Annotated in this window: 12 protein-coding genes; 2 read left to right on the top strand and 10 right to left on the bottom strand. The window is 56.9% G+C overall.

All coding sequences use genetic code 11. From position 1 onward, the window contains the following. Positions 1 to 60: 60 nt before the first annotated feature. The 4 genes from LQK91_RS00605 to LQK91_RS00590 all read right to left on the bottom strand — a co-directional run bounded on the left by LQK91_RS00605 (position 61) and on the right by LQK91_RS00590 (position 9,259). Complete coding sequence (locus LQK91_RS00605) at positions 61 to 1,230, bottom strand: bifunctional tRNA (adenosine(37)-C2)-methyltransferase TrmG/ribosomal RNA large subunit methyltransferase RlmN (protein WP_003848686.1); 1,170 nt, start codon at positions 1,228 to 1,230, stop codon at positions 61 to 63. Between the two features lie 186 nt (positions 1,231 to 1,416). Beyond that, a complete protein-coding gene (gene ndk / locus LQK91_RS00600) occupies positions 1,417 to 1,848 on the bottom strand; it encodes a nucleoside-diphosphate kinase (RefSeq protein WP_003848684.1) in 432 nt (143 codons plus the stop codon). A gap of 175 nt (positions 1,849 to 2,023) precedes the next feature. Next, positions 2,024 to 4,360, bottom strand: a complete 2,337-nt coding sequence (pbpC, locus tag LQK91_RS00595; RefSeq protein ID WP_105098913.1) for a peptidoglycan glycosyltransferase PbpC — start codon at positions 4,358 to 4,360, stop codon at positions 2,024 to 2,026. Positions 4,361 to 4,363: 3 nt separating this feature from the next. Then, a complete protein-coding gene (locus LQK91_RS00590; RefSeq protein WP_105098912.1) occupies positions 4,364 to 9,259 on the bottom strand; it encodes an alpha-2-macroglobulin family protein in 4,896 nt (1,631 codons plus the stop codon). A 146-nt stretch (positions 9,260 to 9,405) separates the two neighbouring features. On the opposite strand from LQK91_RS00590, the gene sseA reads away from it, so the two are divergent. Next, the gene (gene sseA / locus LQK91_RS00585) at positions 9,406 to 10,248 is read left to right on the top strand and encodes a 3-mercaptopyruvate sulfurtransferase (RefSeq protein ID WP_003848671.1); all 843 of its coding nucleotides are present in this window, start codon (positions 9,406 to 9,408) and stop codon (positions 10,246 to 10,248) included. Positions 10,249 to 10,289: 41 nt separating this feature from the next. On the opposite strand, the gene sseB is transcribed toward sseA, so the two are convergent. The 5 genes from sseB to trmJ form a co-directional block, all read right to left on the bottom strand. Then, on the bottom strand, positions 10,290 to 11,054 hold the full coding sequence (sseB, locus tag LQK91_RS00580; protein WP_105098911.1) for an enhanced serine sensitivity protein SseB: 765 nt from the start codon (positions 11,052 to 11,054) through the stop codon (positions 10,290 to 10,292). A 60-nt stretch (positions 11,055 to 11,114) separates the two neighbouring features. Beyond that, complete coding sequence (gene pepB, locus LQK91_RS00575) at positions 11,115 to 12,401, bottom strand: aminopeptidase PepB (RefSeq protein ID WP_003848667.1); 1,287 nt, start codon at positions 12,399 to 12,401, stop codon at positions 11,115 to 11,117. Positions 12,402 to 12,562: 161 nt separating this feature from the next. Next, a complete protein-coding gene (locus LQK91_RS00570) occupies positions 12,563 to 13,723 on the bottom strand; it encodes an IscS subfamily cysteine desulfurase (protein ID WP_105098910.1) in 1,161 nt (386 codons plus the stop codon). Between the two features lie 88 nt (positions 13,724 to 13,811). Beyond that, a complete protein-coding gene (gene iscR / locus LQK91_RS00565) occupies positions 13,812 to 14,309 on the bottom strand; it encodes a Fe-S cluster assembly transcriptional regulator IscR (protein ID WP_003848664.1) in 498 nt (165 codons plus the stop codon). A gap of 130 nt (positions 14,310 to 14,439) precedes the next feature. Further along, a complete protein-coding gene (gene trmJ / locus LQK91_RS00560) occupies positions 14,440 to 15,192 on the bottom strand; it encodes a tRNA (cytosine(32)/uridine(32)-2'-O)-methyltransferase TrmJ (RefSeq protein ID WP_003848663.1) in 753 nt (250 codons plus the stop codon). Positions 15,193 to 15,324: 132 nt separating this feature from the next. Here trmJ and suhB point away from each other — a divergent pair, with 132 nt between their 5' ends. Then, the gene (suhB, locus tag LQK91_RS00555) at positions 15,325 to 16,128 is read left to right on the top strand and encodes an inositol-1-monophosphatase (protein ID WP_008926709.1); all 804 of its coding nucleotides are present in this window, start codon (positions 15,325 to 15,327) and stop codon (positions 16,126 to 16,128) included. A 64-nt stretch (positions 16,129 to 16,192) separates the two neighbouring features. Here suhB and LQK91_RS00550 read toward each other — a convergent pair whose 3' ends face one another. After that, on the bottom strand, positions 16,193 to 17,206 hold the full coding sequence (locus LQK91_RS00550; RefSeq protein WP_008926710.1) for a TIGR04086 family membrane protein: 1,014 nt from the start codon (positions 17,204 to 17,206) through the stop codon (positions 16,193 to 16,195). Positions 17,207 to 17,231: the final 25 nt, after the last annotated feature.

Raw genomic sequence — 17,231 nt, 5'->3', positions numbered from 1 at the left:
CGTTGACAGGCTGCAGCCTGCCACGGGTCATCACGTCAGGAAACGCGCGATTTCAACCTTCTAGAGAGGCTTCACAGATATGGCTTCACCCGCCATTTTGATGCGCATCGTCCGCTTGGTACGGTCAATGACTTCGCCGGCTAACTGACCGCAGGCGGCATCAATGTCGTCACCACGGGTTTTACGCACGATGGTGGTAAAACCATAGTCCATCAAAACTTTGGAGAAACGATCGATACGGCTGTTAGAGCTACGGCCATACGGCGCGCCCGGGAAGGGGTTCCACGGAATCAGGTTGATTTTACACGGTGTTTCTTTCAGCAATGCGGCAAGTTCATGCGCATCATCAGTGCTGTCATTGACGTGATCCAGCAGGACGTACTCAATGGTCACGCGTCCCTGGTTGGCGTTGGATTTCGCGATGTAACGCTTCACCGCGGCCAGGAAGGTTTCGATATTGTACTTTTTGTTGATCGGCACGATGTCATCACGCAGCTTGTCGTTTGCTGCATGCAGCGAGATCGCCAGCGCCACGTCGATCATATCACCCAGTTTATCCAGCGCAGGCACGACGCCTGACGTTGAGAGGGTTACGCGACGCTTCGACAGACCAAAACCGAAGTCATCCAGCATGATCTCCATCGCCGGAACCACGTTATTGAGGTTGAGCAGTGGCTCGCCCATGCCCATCATCACCACGTTGGTGATAGGACGCTGGCCGGTGATTTTGGCTGCGCCGACAATTTTCGCCGCACGCCACACCTGACCAATAATTTCTGACACCCGCAGGTTACGGTTAAAACCCTGCTGTGCGGTCGAACAGAATTTACACTCCAGCGCACACCCCACCTGTGAAGAGACACACAGCGTGGCGCGATCGCCTTCCGGGATATAGACCGTTTCCACCAGCTGGTCGCCCACGCGGATAGCCCATTTAATGGTGCCGTCGGTGGAGCGCATCTCTTCCGCCACTTCTGGCGCGCGGATTTCCGTCAGCTCCATCAGCCGGTTACGCAGCTTTTTGTTGATGTCGGTCATCTGCTCGAAGTCATCGCAGCAGTAGTGATAAATCCACTTCATGACCTGATCGGCGCGGAAAGGCTTCTCGCCCAGCGACAGGAAAAATTCCCGCATCTGCTGACGGTTGAGATCCAGCAGGTTTATTTTCTGGCTTTTGGGAGAAACGACAATGGGGGAAGCGGACGCGGACGTCTCAATCTGTTCGGACATAATATTCTCTGGCCTCGTTGTTACACGTTATGGCGCTGTTCAGGGATAGGTGAAAAAATTGCGCCTTCATTAAGCGATGTCAATGAAGGCGCAATATTGTACAACATCTGCGGCCTGATAACAGGCGGGAGTGACCTCCCCTACGCAGATTTTTGTAAAGCCGCTGTAACGTTTATCGCCGGGCGATTAACGGGTACGTGGGCAGATTTCGTTTTCGCCGAAGAAATAAGCGATTTCGCGGGCAGCGGATTCAGCAGAATCTGAACCGTGGGTCGCGTTTTCGGTGAAGCTGTCAGCGTAGTCAGCACGCAGTGTGCCAGCCAGTGCGTTTGCCGGGTTAGTTGCACCCATCAGGTCACGGTGACGCTGAACCGCATTTTCACCTTCCAGCACGGATACAACAACCGGGCCAGAGGTCATGAATTCAACCAGACCATCGAAGAATGGCTTGCCCTGGTGCTCAGCGTAAAAGCCTTCAGCCTGCTCTTTGCTCAGCTGCAGCATTTTTGCGCCAACGATTTTGAAGCCAGCGCTTTCAAAACGGTTATAGATAGCACCAATCACATTTTTAGCGACGGCGTTTGGCTTGATGATAGAAAAAGTACGTTCGATTGCCATGATGACCTCTGTCTTGACGTTCTGAAGAAACCGGTGGCGTCCGCCCCGGTTAAGAAACGGCGCCGATTATAGGGGCTGAGTGCGGCATTGCCTATCAGAGATCCCCAATTTGTTGAAAATTCTTGATCTGAGTCGAGGCAGGCGCGCCATAGTTATGATTTAGCGCAAAAAATCGTCAGCCCCGAGTGAAGGTGACCGAGACAAGTTGTCCCTCTTCATCCATTACCACCAGCTGATACTCGCCGGGATGATCAAGATGCAGCGACAGGCTGTTCGCCGCGTTTTGCGTCATCAATGGCTCACCATTCAGGAACCACCAGCGTTGCGTGCCCTGCCCTCCCTGCACCGCGACCGGGATCGTCAGCGTGCTATTACCCGGCAGCGGTTTAACGATTTGCCGCTCAACAACGCCGGTGACAATCAGTGGTGCGCTACTGCCCTGTTGTAATGGCGGACAATGGGTATCGACAGGCGGTAAGCGCTGCGCCCGCCGCTCCTGAGGCGGCAGCCAGGCCTCCAGCGGCAGCGGCCAGACCAGCCGTTCGTGGCGGGTAGCGCCGGGGCAATCTGCTGCGACGCGCAGTCCCTGCACATTTTGCCAGTAGCCGGCGCGTAATCCGCTGAGGCTCTCCTGACCGGGCGCCAGCAGTGTTGGCGGCAACGTATCAGAAGCGACCCAGCTTTGCCGACGCTGGCGGCAGTTTTCATCTCCGGCAGGCAACGGCTGACCACCAGGCCAGCATATGGTCGCGACCGTTACCGAGGCCGGACGTGGGTCGACCGGCACGTCACGCCTGCCGAGACGGCTCATCAGCACGCTGTTAATCTGATTCATGACTGGCACGGCAGAGGCGAAACCAAACTGCCCGGCAACCGGAGTCGCATCCGGCCGCCCCACCCAGACGCCAATCAGATAACGGGGATTGATGCCCACCGACCAGGCGTCGCGATAGCCGTAACTGGTGCCGGTTTTCCAGGCCAGCGGCACCACATCAGGTACGCTGCCATTACCGGCCGGTTGCGCTTCACCCGCCAGGATGCGCCGGATGATCCACGCCGATGCGGGTGAAAGCAGCGGTCGCTGCTGCAAGGGTTGATCGGGCGTCCAGCGCAGTGCAGCGGCATTGCCGTGACGGGCAAAGGCGCTATAAGCCGCCACAATTTCATCCATACGGGCGCCGGTGCCGCCAAGAATCAACGAAAGATTGGGTTCCGCGCCTGGCGGGAAACGTAAATTCAGACCCACATTGCGCAGACGCGCCGCAACGTTTTTCGGTCCCAGCGCCTCCAGCACCTGTACAGCCGGCAGATTCAGGGAGCGTACCAGCGCATCGCTGGCGCTGACCGGCCCGTGAAAACCGGTGTCGAAATTGCCTGGCCGGTAATCACCAAAGCGACGCGGCACATCCTGCAGCAGCGATTCGGCATGAATCAGCCCCTCATCCAGCGCCATGCCGTAAACAAAGGGTTTTAACACCGAGCCAGGCGAACGCACGCTGGCGATCATGTCCACATGCCCGAACCGACTGTCATCGGTAAAGTCAGCCGAACCGACATAGCCCCGAACCGCCATGGTGGTGTGATCGACCACCAGCATCGCCAGTGAGGTACGCGGCGGAAGCTGGTTTTTAACGTTCAGCGCCAGGCTTTCCAGTTCGCGCTGCAGTGAAGGATCGAGCGTGGAGACAATCTTGTCGCTGGAACTGATCGACAGTAATCGCCGGGCCAGCAGCGGCGCCATCTGCGGCATCTGCCGTGGCGGCAGCCAGACCGGCTCCTGACGGATTTCCGCCACCTGCTCAGCGGACCAGATGCGGTATTCCGCCAGCCGATCCAGCACTTTATTGCGTGCCGCTTCTGCCCGCTCTGGCCAGCGATCGGGGCGAAGTCGGCTGGGTGCCTGCGGCAAAACCGCCAGCAGCGCTGCCTCGCCCGGTGTCAGCTGTGACGGGGATTTCCCCAGCCAGCTCCAGCTTGCCGCGCCCACCCCTTCCAGCGTGCCGCCAAAAGGCGCACGGTTAAGGTAGAGCGTCAGGATGTCACGTTTGGAAAGGTGCCATTCAAGCTGCAGCGCCCCCCACGCCTGGATTAGCTTGCCCCGCAGCGTACGGGGTTGCGGGTCGATAAGGCGTGCTACCTGCATGGTCAGCGTGCTGCCACCGGAAATAACGCTTTGATGGCGCAAATCCTGCCAGGCCGCACGCACCAGCGCCAGCGGATTGATGCCGGGGTGATACCAGAACCAGCGATCTTCGTAGGTGAGCAGCGCCTGCAGATAAGCCGGAGCGACCTCTTCTGGTGTGACGGGATAGCGCCAGATGCCCTTGCTGTCCGCAAAGCGCCACAGCGGCGTGCCGTCGCTGGCCACAATCACCCGCGCAGGCTGCACCTCTTTAAGCGGCAGCGGGAACAGCCGATCCAGTCCCCACGTCGCCAGCCATAACGCCAGAAAAAAAAACGGCAGCGCGAGCCACCGCTTTTTAATGGCGCTGATGTTAATCACGCCCTGCATCACTTACTGGATATGCAGCTGCGGCGGTGTACTGCCGGTGGCGCGCCACTCCGGCACATACATCGACTCCACCTGCGGCGGTGGCATCAGATAGCGACCCGGCGTGACCGCCCGGGCCAGATAGACCAGCGTGGCGGGACGATAGGTATCCACCGCCAGGGCCGCGACGAATCGATCGTCTCGGAACTCGATGTGTTTGATATCAGCCTGCTGCATGTCACCCATGCTCTCCTTCAGCGTATCCGCACTGTCACCGAGGCTGGCGCTGCTATCCGCCAGATTCTGGTTTTCCAGCTCCAGACCGGCAGGCAGCAGATCCACCACCAGCGCATCGCTGATGCTGCGTTTCGAGGAGACCGTCAGACGAACCACCAGCAATTCACCGCTGCGCAGATTACTGAGATCGGCAGCTTTGCCATCCAGGGTGAAATATTCACGTTTTATCCCGAGCACATTACTCTCCGGCTGAGGCGCGGCCAGCGGATAACCGGTGACGTCCAGACGACCATACAGCGGCGCACTGCCCGGATTACTGATGGCTAGCCCCTGCAGCAGTTGCTCAGCGCCCAGCCCTTTATTCAGCGGTGCATCGCCCTGTAACGGAGCTGGGTTACCGGACAGCTGCGCCTGCCAGCTCCCGCCCTGCGCCTGCTGTAACGTATGCGCAGCCAGATAAAGTGCGTTATTTTCCTGGGTCGAGAACCAGCGTTTGCCATTGACCTCTTTGGAGAGCGACAGCAGCAGACTATTCTGCAAATCAGGCTGCAGCTTATTCTCTGCTAACAGGGCAATCATCATCCCCTCATCGCGCACCGTGCTGCCATAGTCGCCGTACCACGCTTTGTCCGAGCGGGTCAGCGTGGCACCCTGCATGATCGCAAGCGATGCGCGCTGCCCGTCACCCATCAGCTTCAGCGCGACACCCAGCTGCATCAGCGCCAGGCCGGAGCGGGCTTTCTCACGCTTTTCATACAATGCACGCAGCGCCCCCAGTGGCGCGCGCTGCTGACGCGCCAGCACCAATCCGGCGTAAGCCTGCACGCTGAACTGCAGCGCGGCGTTGTCGTCACTGCTGCCGCCGCTGATCTGCGCGGGATCCTGCAAGTAGCGCAGCAGCCGTGCGTTAGCGCGATCAACCACATTATCTGGCAGCGCATAGCCCGCCTCACTGGCGCGCAGCAGGAAGTCCGTTACATATGGCGTCAGCCAGAACTCCTCTTCACTCTGTTTATCCCACAGCCCGAAACTGCCGTTGGCCCGCTGCATGCCCGCCAGACGAGCAATGCCGGTGTCGACGGCGGCCCGACGCGCTTCATCGCTGCTGGTTTTAATGCCCATCGTGGTCAGCTCAGCATGGCTGGTGTAGAGCGAAGGCCAGAGCCCGCTGGTAGTCTGTTCCAGACAGCCGTAGGGATAGGCGTAAAGCGCACTGATATAGCTGGCGATGTTCAGCGGCGGGCGATTGCTCAGCGTCAGCTGTCCACTCAGGGTCTGTGCATCCAGGCCAGTCAGCGCCGCTGCCGCGATCTGCCAGGGCTGATCGGGATTGATAACGGCATCAAAGTTCAGCGTCAGGGCAGGATAAGGCGGCCGGACGCCGATTTTCCACTGCTGTTTGCTGGCCTTAACCTGTTCACCCGGCAGGTTCAGACCGGAAATCTGTACGGCAATCTCGCCATCACCAAAGCCGGTTTTCGCCGTGACCGGAATCTGCAGTGTGGTACGAGCGCCTTTGGCCAGCGTCACGCTCTGGCTGGCCGCACCGGCCAGATCGACTAAGCCACTGCTGGCCACATCCACTTTCAGAGTTTGCGGCAGATCGGTCAGGTTCGTGAGATCGAGCGCCAGTGATGCCGAGTCGCCGCTGGCAAGGAAGCGCGGCGTGGCCAGTTCGCTGATCAGCGGCGCGGCGACCACCAGTTTGCGCTCTGCCGCGCCGAAGCTGTCGTCGCTCCAGGCCTGAGTCATCAGCCGCAGTTCGCCGTTAAACGCCGGGATCGGTAGCGTAATCGTCCCGTTGCCCTCTTTATCCAGCGTTAGCGCCTGCAACTGTTGCGCCACGATATTCACATGCGTTACCGGCTTTTTACCGCCGCGCGTCATCGATTCATCTTCACCATCACCACCAAAACGCAGCGCCGCCAGTCGGCCACCGCCTTCGATCAGCTGACCAAAGACGTCGTACTGATCGACGTTGTAGCGTTTACGGCCAAAGAAAGCCTGCCACGGATCGGGCGTTTTAAAATCTGTGACGCTCAGCACGCCACTGTCCACGGCTGACAACAATACATTCACTTTTTCAGGCAGCGGACCGCCGTCACGACTGGCGTGAACCCTGACCGTCAGGAGCTGTTCAGGACGAATTTTATCGGGCGCATCCAGCGTCAGGTTTAAGCGGCGCGCCTCTGTCGCCATCGGCAGGTGTAATAGCCCCACCGCGCGTTTTGGTGTTGCGCCACTGACCTTATCACCGTCACGCACCACGATAGCGCTGAAGTAGAGATCGTGACGCCGCCAGCTCTCAGCAACAGGGACATCCACTGTTGTGCCGCCCTCAGGTACAGTCAGCGGTTGCCACCAGAGCGTGCCGCTGCTCGACTCCACCATCAGGTAACCTTTACCGGCTGCCGGGGAGTCAACCTGCAGATGCACGGTGTCGCCCGGCTGGTAAGCCGCTTTGTCCAGCTTCAGTCTGACCTGATCCGGACGCAGTGCGCCCGTGCCGTTGGTGTTGTCCTGCCAGTCATAACCGGCCTGGAACCGCACGCTGCTGACGATCTTCTCGCCCGCCTGCACTTCCAGCCGGTAGTGGCCCCACTCAACCGGGAAGCTGACTTTGGTGCTGCCGTCAGCCGGGATTGAGATAGCGCGTTCATCTTCCTGCAGGTCTTTGTCGCCATACTGCGACTGCCAGCCTTCGCTGTCCGAGAAGCTCCAGTAGTAGTCACGGCGTTCACGAATCAGGCGCACATCCAGCTTGTCTGCCGCCAGTTTCTTGCCCTGACTGTTGGCATAGACAATATCGAATTCGGCCAGGCTCTCTTCCGGCACGGTAGGCTCATCGTGATAGCTGTCACTGCGGTAGTCATAAACGGCCTTGTTACCGAACAGCGGCCGGATACCCGGCAGAGCTTCTGCAGGCCAGATGGCCTGGGTAGCGCGTCGGGTGACCGGACGGCCGCCGGTCTCCAGCAGGCTGGCCTGCAGGATCAGGTTGAGCGGAGAGTGCAGCTGATCCCACTGACTCTCTACCGAAAGCTGCGCTTTACCGCTGGCGTCGAGTTTGAGATCGACCTCATCCAGCGTGCGCTTTAGCCCCTCTTCGGTAATGTCACCAAACTGGTAGCCCGGCAGTGCAGCCACCGCTTCGCGTGCCGGTCGCAGATAGAGTTGTCCCTGTAACGTGTTACCCGCCGCCGGTGCGCCATAGAGATAACGCCCCTCAATACCAAACTCAACGGGGGCATCAGCAGGCTGCGGCTGAGGGTCATTTTTCAGGGTTAACGCCATACGCTCCGGCAGAAAATCCTCGACGTGGAACGTCCATTCACGCTTGAGGTTATCGCCGGTATTGAGTCGCAGTATCCAGTTGCCGGTCATGGCAGATTCGGGCAGTGCCAGGCGCTGCTGGTAGAGGCCCGCCTCAGGCTGCCAGACAAAGGTTCGCATCACCTGGCCATCGGGCTGCACCAGTTCTGCTTTTATCGGCTGAACGGGCAACGGATGTCCGTCGGCATCACGCAGCAGCGCATTGACGATGACGATTTCGCCTGGGCGATAGATATCGCGCGGCCCAAAGACAAACAGCTGTTTGTCATAACCCTGCGGTCCGGCAACCGGAAACTCCGCGAGATCCAGCGCCGGACGCGACAGGTCAATCATTGAGGTCTGTTCACCCTGCACGGCCAGCAGGATCTTGCCTTTTTCATCCGCCCTGAGGCGCAGATGGCCGGTGTTGTCACTGGTGCCGCTTTGCAGCACCTGCCCTTTGGCATCCAGCAACCTGACGCTGACGCCGGAAAGTGGCTGGCCGTTTGCCAGGCTCTGGGCAAACAGTTCAAATTGAGTCGGGAAGCGATGCAGTGAGAGGCCAATGTCGCTCAGGGTGAAAAGTGTAGCGGGCTGGCTGTAGCGATACGTTCCGGCCTGCTTCATCACCGCCAGATAGACGCCCGGCTGCTGAAGCGCGGTAATGTCACTCATCGGCAACTGCAATTTTTCACGGGTGTTGCGCGCCGGATTAAGCTCGAAGCGACCGGAGTAGACCAGCTGGCTGCTTTTCAGCAGATCCTGTGACTGCCAGCTGGAGAGGTTATTGCCGTAATTCCACTGCGAGAGGAATTCTGCCAGGCCGGCATTCTTAATGCGGAAGAAATCGACATCGACCTGGTTCACATTTAGCGCCAGCACCGGCAGTCCCTGCGTGATACGCAGCGGCAGCAATGAACCGCGACTGGCAAACCCCACCATCGGCTGGATATCACTGGTGGCGATTTTCTGGCTGTAATCGGCGGCAAGCGTTTCACCGCTGGCCGCGCGCAATCCTGCATCCACCGTGACGGTGAAGTGACGTGAGGGTTCAGGATGACGGAAGCGCAACGTTTTGCGGTTAGCGGAAAGCTCCCAGCCGCCATCCACCCGGCCCTGTTTATCGTCAGTCAGCCTGACTTTTTGCGCGATATCCTGTTTATCATCCAGCGGCTGACTGAAGGTTAAGACCAGCGCAGCGGCACCGTCGATCTGCAGTTCTGAGAGATCGATAATGGTCAGCGGTTTGCTGACCTGAGCCGTTGAGGGTGCCTCTGCCGCCTGAAGAGGCAAAACAGGTAATAGAGTTGCTGACAGCAGCGAGCCACCGATCAGCATGCTGAGCAGCAGCCGGGTGTTGCGTTTCTTCATGGTAGTTCCTTCACCGGGACGCAGGGAGTGTCGTTTGATTACGCCGCGCAATTTCATATCAATGCTCGCATTTAATCAACGCTTCTCTTGAGATGGTGCGCACATTCCCTGACACTGGTATGACAGATTGCTGAGATGAGGTTGTTATGACGACGCCACTGTTTGTGTCCGCCGACTGGTTACAAGAGCACTACAACGATGAACGCCTTCAGGTACTGGATGCACGTTTGTTGCCACCCGGAATGGAAGCGGTTCGCGATATCCAGGCTGAGTATCTGGCGGGTCATTTACCTGACGCCCCTTACTTTGATATTGAAGCCCTTTCCGATCACACCAGCCCTTATCCACATATGCTGCCGCGTGCCGAGACCTTTGCCGTCGCGATGCGCGAGCTGGGCATCAGCAGTGATAAACATCTGGTCGTTTATGACGAAGGCAATCTCTTTTCCGCACCCCGCGCCTGGTGGATGCTGAAGACCTTTGGTGTGGCTCAGGTGTCGATTCTGGCCGGGGGATTGCAGGGCTGGAAAGCGGCCGGTTTTGCGCTGGCAAGCGGCGAAGTGAATCTGCCGGAAGGTGAGTTTGAAGCCCACGCGGATGAAAGCCGGGTGAAACGCCTGACGGATGTGCTGCTGATCAGCCATGAAGGCGGCGCGCAGATTGTTGATGCCCGTGCTGCTAATCGTTTTAACGCTGAAGTGGACGAACCGCGTCCCGGCCTGCATCGCGGCCATATTCCCAACAGCCTGAACGTGCCGTGGAATATGCTGGTTGAGCAGGGAACACTCAAGCCGGAAGCGGAACTGCGCAGAATTTTTGCTGACGCAGGTGTCGATATTTCCCAGCCAGTGGTCGCCAGCTGCGGCTCAGGCGTAACGGCGGTGGTGTTGATTCTGGCGCTGACCGCGCTGGGCGCACGGGATGCCACGCTGTATGACGGATCCTGGGGCGAATGGGGCAGCCGGGACGACCTGCCTATTGCGAAATAAAAAACAAGCGGCTCATGAGCCGCCTGTTTGTATTGAGTGCGTCAGATAATCCGCTCACTGCCCTTGAAGTCACGCAGGAAACTGCCCCAGCGACGTTCATAGAAGGGTGTGATGTGCGCGGTAAAGAAGTGGCTGATGCCGCGATCGTTCGGCATCACTTCACAGATATCCACTGGCGCATCGTCTGGCAGCGTATCCGTTGCCACACTGCCCGCCGCCTGGATGATCGCTTCAATGTTGCTGTCCGCTTCAATGCCAATCAGTAAATTAGGTGCTTCGTCTGACCGTTCACGAATACTGGCAATAAATGCCCGACGCACCTGCTTATGCTTCGTGAACAACTGAGTCAGCGAGTCGATCATCTGTGCAGGCGGTTCAGCCACCTCAGAGAGCAGCAGTGACTGCCCGCCTTCCAGCACAGTCTGCTGACTTAGCGCACTGCCCTCTTCCGCCAGCAGATGCGTGATCTCCGCTGCAGTGAACTCTTTGCCGGAAGGCAGTTTAGGATTGAGAAACAGCGTCTCGCCACGCGTCATCTCAAACAACGTCCGTACCGGCAGACGCAGCCATGACTGCTCACCGTTTACCGCTTCACTCATCGCCTCTTCTGACGTGAAAAAAGGAATAATGCTGCTGCCATCCTCTTTTTCCCAGTGCTGGAGATCAACGGGCGTGCTGGCATCAAACTGTTGCGTGGTACTTTCGCCCGGAACAAAGACGTCAGATTCCAGCAGCAACTGGAAAAACTCGGGCCGATGGGCAGGCTCAGTCGCCGCCAGCTTCAGCACCTCTTCAAGACGGTTCATAGTTTCCCTCTGAACGTTTCCCTCTGAACAGCGGCAGCATCAGCCACCGCTGAGATCGGCTTATTTCAGTAACAGATTGGCGAGGGTACGCACGCCCAGACCTGTTGCACCTGCCGCCCACTGATCAACGGCGCCTTTGCGATAGGTCGCAGAGCAGTCGATGTGCAGCCAGCCCTGCTGATAGTTGCTGACGAAGTGTGACAGGAACGCTGCCGCGCTGCTGGCACCGGCCGCATGAGACGGACTGGCAATGTTATTAAGATCGGCAAAGTTAGACGGCAGATGGCTGCGATGGAATTCGGCCAGCGGCAGACGCCAGAAAGGTTCGTTCTCACTCACTGCGCTGCCCATCAGCGACTGCGCCATCACCTCATCAAAGGTGAACAGCGCATGGTAATCGTTGCCCAGCGCCGTTTTAGCCGCGCCGGTCAGCGTTGCGGCGTCAATGATCATCGTCGGGTTCTGCTCGCTGGCGTCGATCAAACCGTCGGCCAGCACCAGGCGGCCTTCCGCGTCGGTGTTCATCACTTCCACCGATTTGCCGTTGCGATAGCGAATAATGTCGCCCAGCTTGAAGGCGTTGCTGCTGACCATATTATCGGCGCAGCAGAGGTAGAGTTTGACGCGCTTGTTAAGACCGCGAGAAATCGCCATCGCCAGCGCGCCAGTCACCGTCGCCGCGCCGCCCATGTCAGACTTCATCGAGTCCATAAAGCTGCTCTGCTTCAGGCTGTAGCCGCCGGTATCAAAGGTAATGCCTTTACCGACCAGGCAGGCGTAAACCGGCGCATTCTCGTCGCCGGTCGGGTTGTAGTCGAGCGCCAGATAGACCGGCGGACGATTTGAACCGCGTCCCACAGTATGCAGGCCCATATAACCCTGCACCCGCAGTTCATCGCCTTTGGTAATACGATAGCTGACGGCGTCACCGCCCACTTCACTGATCAGATCGACGGCATTGTGCGCCAGCTGCTCCGGCCCCAGATCTTCTGCGGGCAGGTTAATGACGTTGCGCACCCAGTCGATGATTTTCAGACGGCGATCAAACTCCGCCTGCTCATGTTCGCCCAGTTCAGGCCAGTCAACCTGACGCTGGCCTTTCGGGCCACGGAAGCCCTGCCAGAATGCCCAGCACTGCTCAAGGTGCCAGCCTTCGCCGGTCAGCGCCACATGGCGGATGCCCTGGCCATCGATTTTATGGGCCGCACGCTGAATGGTATTCAGCGCATCTGCGCCGGTCAGGTGCAGTGTCATACCGCTGTCGTTGCTGCTGAGAATCGCTTTTTCGCCCCAGCGCGCATCGGCGGGCTGGCTGCTAAGCGTAATGTTCATCGGTTGTGTGGTCATCGAAAAGCTCCGTAATCGTTATCTGTTTCATCCAGCCTGATTGTTATAACGGCTTTAATAAGATGTTAAATGTAATTCACAGAGAGACCTGATAACAGATTCCGCCGGGCGTTGCCAGCGAAGTGCCCATATTGGCGCAGTTTCCGGACTATCGCCGGGTATCAGGATTTCATTAAGGCCCGCAGACGGGTCACTGACTTCTGCACCAGTGCAATGGCGTAGTCGATCTCTTCTTCCGTCGTGAAGCGTCCCAGCGAGAAGCGAAGCGAACTGTGCGCCAGTTCTTCACTCAGGCCCAGCGCGCGCAGGACATAGGAAGGCTCCAGGCTGGCGGAGGTACAGGCCGAGCCGGAAGAGAGCGCCAGGTCTTTCAGCGCCATGATCAGTGACTCACCCTCAACATCAGCGAAACTGAGGTTAAGAATGTTCGGTGCACTCTGCTGCAGATCGCCATTAAGGGTAACGTCCGGCAGCGCGCTGATGCCCTGCCACAGGCGATCGCGCAGCGCCTGAATCCGCGCCATTTCAGTTTCGCGCTCTTCGGCGGCAATACGATAGGCTTCACCCATGCCGACAATCTGATGCACCGGCAAGGTCCCGGAGCGCATTCCGCGTTCATGTCCGCCGCCGTGGATCTGCGCAACGATCTGCACGCGCGGTTTACGCCGTACATAGAGCGCGCCGATGCCTTTCGGTCCATAAAGCTTGTGGGCAGAAAACGACATCAAATCGACCGGTAACAGGCTGAGATCGATGGGCAATTTGCCAACGCTCTGGGTGGCATCAACATGGAACAGAATCTCACGCTCACGGCAAATTTCACCAAAGGCGGCAATATCCAGAATCACCCCGGTTTCATTGTTTACATGCATCAGAGTGACCAGAATCGTGTCGTCGCGCAGCGCTGCACGTAACTGGTCAGGCGAGATAATGCCATTGGTTGCTGGCGTCAGATACGTGACATCAAAGCCTTCACGCTCCAGCTGCTGGCAGCTGTCGAGCACCGCTTTATGTTCGGTCTGGCTGGTGATGATATGTTTGCCGCGTGCCTGGTGGGCATGGGCAGCGCCTTTGATCGCGAGGTTATCGGATTCGGTGGCGCCAGAGGTAAAGACGATTTCGCGGGGATCGGCGTTGACCAGTTCGGCGATCTGATTACGGGCAACATCAACCGCTTCTTCAGACTGCCAGCCAAATCGGTGCGATCGCGAGGCCGGATTACCGAACGTGCCATCCAGCGTCAGAAACTGCATCATTTTGCTGGCTACACGCGGATCGGCCGGCGTGGTGGCGGCATAATCCAGGTAAATCGGTAATTTCATTGCGCTACAGCTCCGTATAAAAAATCATACGTCTTTATAGCAGATTCGGCCCTGACCGCGTTAGCAGTTAGGGCCGCAACAGCGGGGATCAGGAGGCGCGTTGGTTAACGTTAATTCCCTGAGAACGCGGGCTCTGGAAGCGACGATTATCAATTGCATTCTGACGATCGGCCACATCCAGAATCTCCTGATTATTCACCAGCTCAGCCAGCGTAATATTGTTCAGGAATTCACTGATGCGCACACTCAGATCGCGCCACAGTACGTGAGTCAGGCAGCGCTCGCCACCCTGACAACCTTCTTTACCCTGGCATTTGGTCGCATCAACAGACTCATCCACGGCGGTAATCACTTCACCGACGGAAATGGTGTTGGATTCTTTACCTAACAGATAACCGCCACCCGGACCACGCACGCTCGAGACCAGACCATTTTTACGCAGTCGGGAGAATAACTGCTCCAGATAGGAGAGCGAGATGCCCTGACGCTCGGAAATATCCGCCAGCGGGACCGGACCTTCATGGGAGTGAAGGGCAACGTCCAGCATTGCAGTAACGGCATAACGTCCTTTGGATGTCAGTCTCATAGCGTGTGACCTCAATAGCGTCCGGTTATCGGAGGATTAGCAACAGATGCGCTGAAGTCTGCCATTCCCGAGTAATTTGGTCAACTATTTAACCTGGTAAATTAGTCAGGTATTTAACCTGGTAATTTACTCAACTATTATCTGCTTCTTTTTTCTCGTTTTTACGCTTTTCAAACGATGAAAGCATGCCACGCAGGATGTTGAGTTCATCACGTTCCGGGCGTGCGCGGGTGTATAAACGACGCAGTTTACTCATCACCTGACCCGGATTAGCTTCACGGATAAAACCGCTGTTCAGCATCATCTGCTCCATATGCTGATAGAAGCGTTCAAGGTCATCCACCAGCGGATAAGGGGATTCTTCATACTTCGGTGCCGGGCTGGCCTGCTCCTGCGACTGCAACCACGCCATGCGCACTTCATAGGCAATAATCTGCACCGCCATCGCCAGGTTCAGCGAACTGTATTCCGGGTTAGCCTGAATCGCGACGTGATAATGGCACTTCTGCAACTCTTCATTGGTCAGGCCAACACGTTCACGACCAAACACCAGTGCAACAGGTGCCTGCTGGCCCTCTTCCACGCTTTTCACGCCACATTCACGTGCATCCAGCATCGGCCAGGGCAGCGAGCGGGAACGGGCGCTGGTGCCAACGACCAGACTGCATCCGGCGATCGCCTCATCCAGCGAGTCGACGATTTTAGCCTCGCCGATAACGTCACTGGCACCGGCGGCCAGGGAGATAGCCTGTGAGTCAGGCTTGACCAGCGGATTAACCAGATAGAGGTTAGTTAAGCCCATGGTTTTCATGGCGCGCGCAACGGAGCCCATGTTACCGGTGTGAGACGTCTCAACCAGCACGATACGAATATTTTGCAACATGATTAGGGATACTCAGAAACGGGTCAGTAAAATCAGTAGGTCGAATATTAACATAAAGCAGGACATTTACCGAACACACTGCTATACTCCGCGCCGTTTTCCCCGTTCTTTAACATCCAGCGAGAGATACCGATGCATCCAATGCTCAACATTGCCGTGCGCGCAGCGCGCAAGGCCGGAAATTTAATTGCCAAATATTATGAAACCCCGGACGCCGTCGAAGCCAGCCAGAAAGGCAGCAACGACTTCGTAACGAATGTTGACCGCGAAGCAGAACGCCTGATTATCGAAATTATTCGTAAATCTTACCCGAAACACACCATCATCACTGAAGAAAGCGGTGAGCTGGCGGGCGAAGATCAGGATGTTCAATGGGTTATCGATCCGCTGGATGGCACCTCTAACTTCATCAAACGTTTACCTCACTTTGCTGTTTCGATCGCTGTGCGCATCAAAGGCCGCACTGAAGTCGCCGTTGTTTACGATCCTATGCGCAATGAACTGTTCACCTCTTCACGTGGTCAGGGCGCGCAGCTGAATGGCTACCGTCTGCGTGGCAGCACGGCACGCGATCTGGATGGCACCGTTCTGGCAACCGGCTTCCCGTTCAAAATGAAGCAGCACGCGCCTGCTTACATGAACATCATGACCAAACTCTTTACCCAGTGTGCTGATTTCCGTCGCACCGGTTCTGCTGCGCTGGATCTGGCTTATGTCGCTGCCGGTCGCGTCGATGGCTATTTTGAGATTGGCCTTAAGCCATGGGATTTTGCGGCGGGCGAACTGCTGGTGCGTGAAGCGGGCGGTCTGGTCACTGACTTCACCGGTAACCACGGCTATCTGCTGTCAGGTAACCTGGTTGCGGGTAACCCACGTGTCGTGAAGTCAATGCTGTCGAATATGCGTGATGAGCTGAGCGAAGCGTTAAAACGCTAAGTTTCAGTACAGAATAAAGGCGGCTTCTCAGCCGCCTTTTTTGTTGCCTGTTATTCAGTGATGATTAACGACGTTCGTGTGCCAGCACCTGACGAGGCTGTGTACGACGACCGACCATACCCATCACACCGGCCAGTACGGCTTCGATAATCAGCAGAATCAGTGCATACCAGCTTGCTTTAGCGGTTGCAGCCGCGGCTTTCTCACCGGCTTCACGCGCTTTCTGTTCAGCCTGCTGTTTCAGTTCCTGGTATTTCTGAACGGCCTGCTGATAGTTCTGCTCAGTTTTAGCGACAATCTGATCCACTTCCTGATCGCTTTTACCGGTACGCGCTTTAATAATATTTTTCAGCGCATCACGGTCGGCTGCCTGCAGAGTATCTGAATGGCGATCCATCACACCTTTTACCCAGTTAGTCAGATCAGTATCAGCTGTCTGCGGATGATTCGCGGTGTTGCTAGCTTGGTTTTCTGCATTCTGCGCTTCTTTATTTGCGTCCTGCTTCAAATTCTCGGGTTGTAATTCCGGTTTGCCTGTCTGGCGTAATGTCGTTTCCAGTTCGTTCTGCAGGTTATCTAAATTAATATTATTCTCCTGCAGCTTTTGTTTTGCCATTTGAGTAACCGAAGGCGCTGCCGCGGAAATACCACTACCGAGTGCCTGGAAACCTGAACCCACAATATTCATCGCGCCGCCTAATACACTGGTCGCCAGTGCAATAGCCAGGTAAATAGTGAAAATTGTGCTAAGGCCAAACATCAATAAACCGTGCAGGGCCCCTTCGCGTTGAGCCAGTCGCCCGGCAACATAACTCCCTGCCGCCATCGCAACCAGCATTTCAATGGCTGTCCAGACCAGTGCGCCAGTACCCAGGCCGTCGAGAGGATTCTGTTCTTTCATCGGATCAATGGTGGTGGCACCAATGGCTGTTCCCAGCAATGTCAGAATGATATGAACGATTAAGGCACAAATAACACCGGCAAAAACGGCGCTCCAGGAAATACGTTTTAACGGTAATCCTGCAGGTCCGGTCGCCAGCGTTTCGGTGTAGCCATTATTAATACGGGTATCAGCCATGAAATATACTCCTCGCAATAAACAG

This window comes from Pantoea sp. MHSD4, from assembly GCF_021043305.1.
Classification (GTDB): domain Bacteria; phylum Pseudomonadota; class Gammaproteobacteria; order Enterobacterales; family Enterobacteriaceae; genus Pantoea; species Pantoea eucalypti.
Note: the sequence above shows the minus strand (reverse complement) of the source record. Positions and strands in the feature narration are given on the sequence as shown.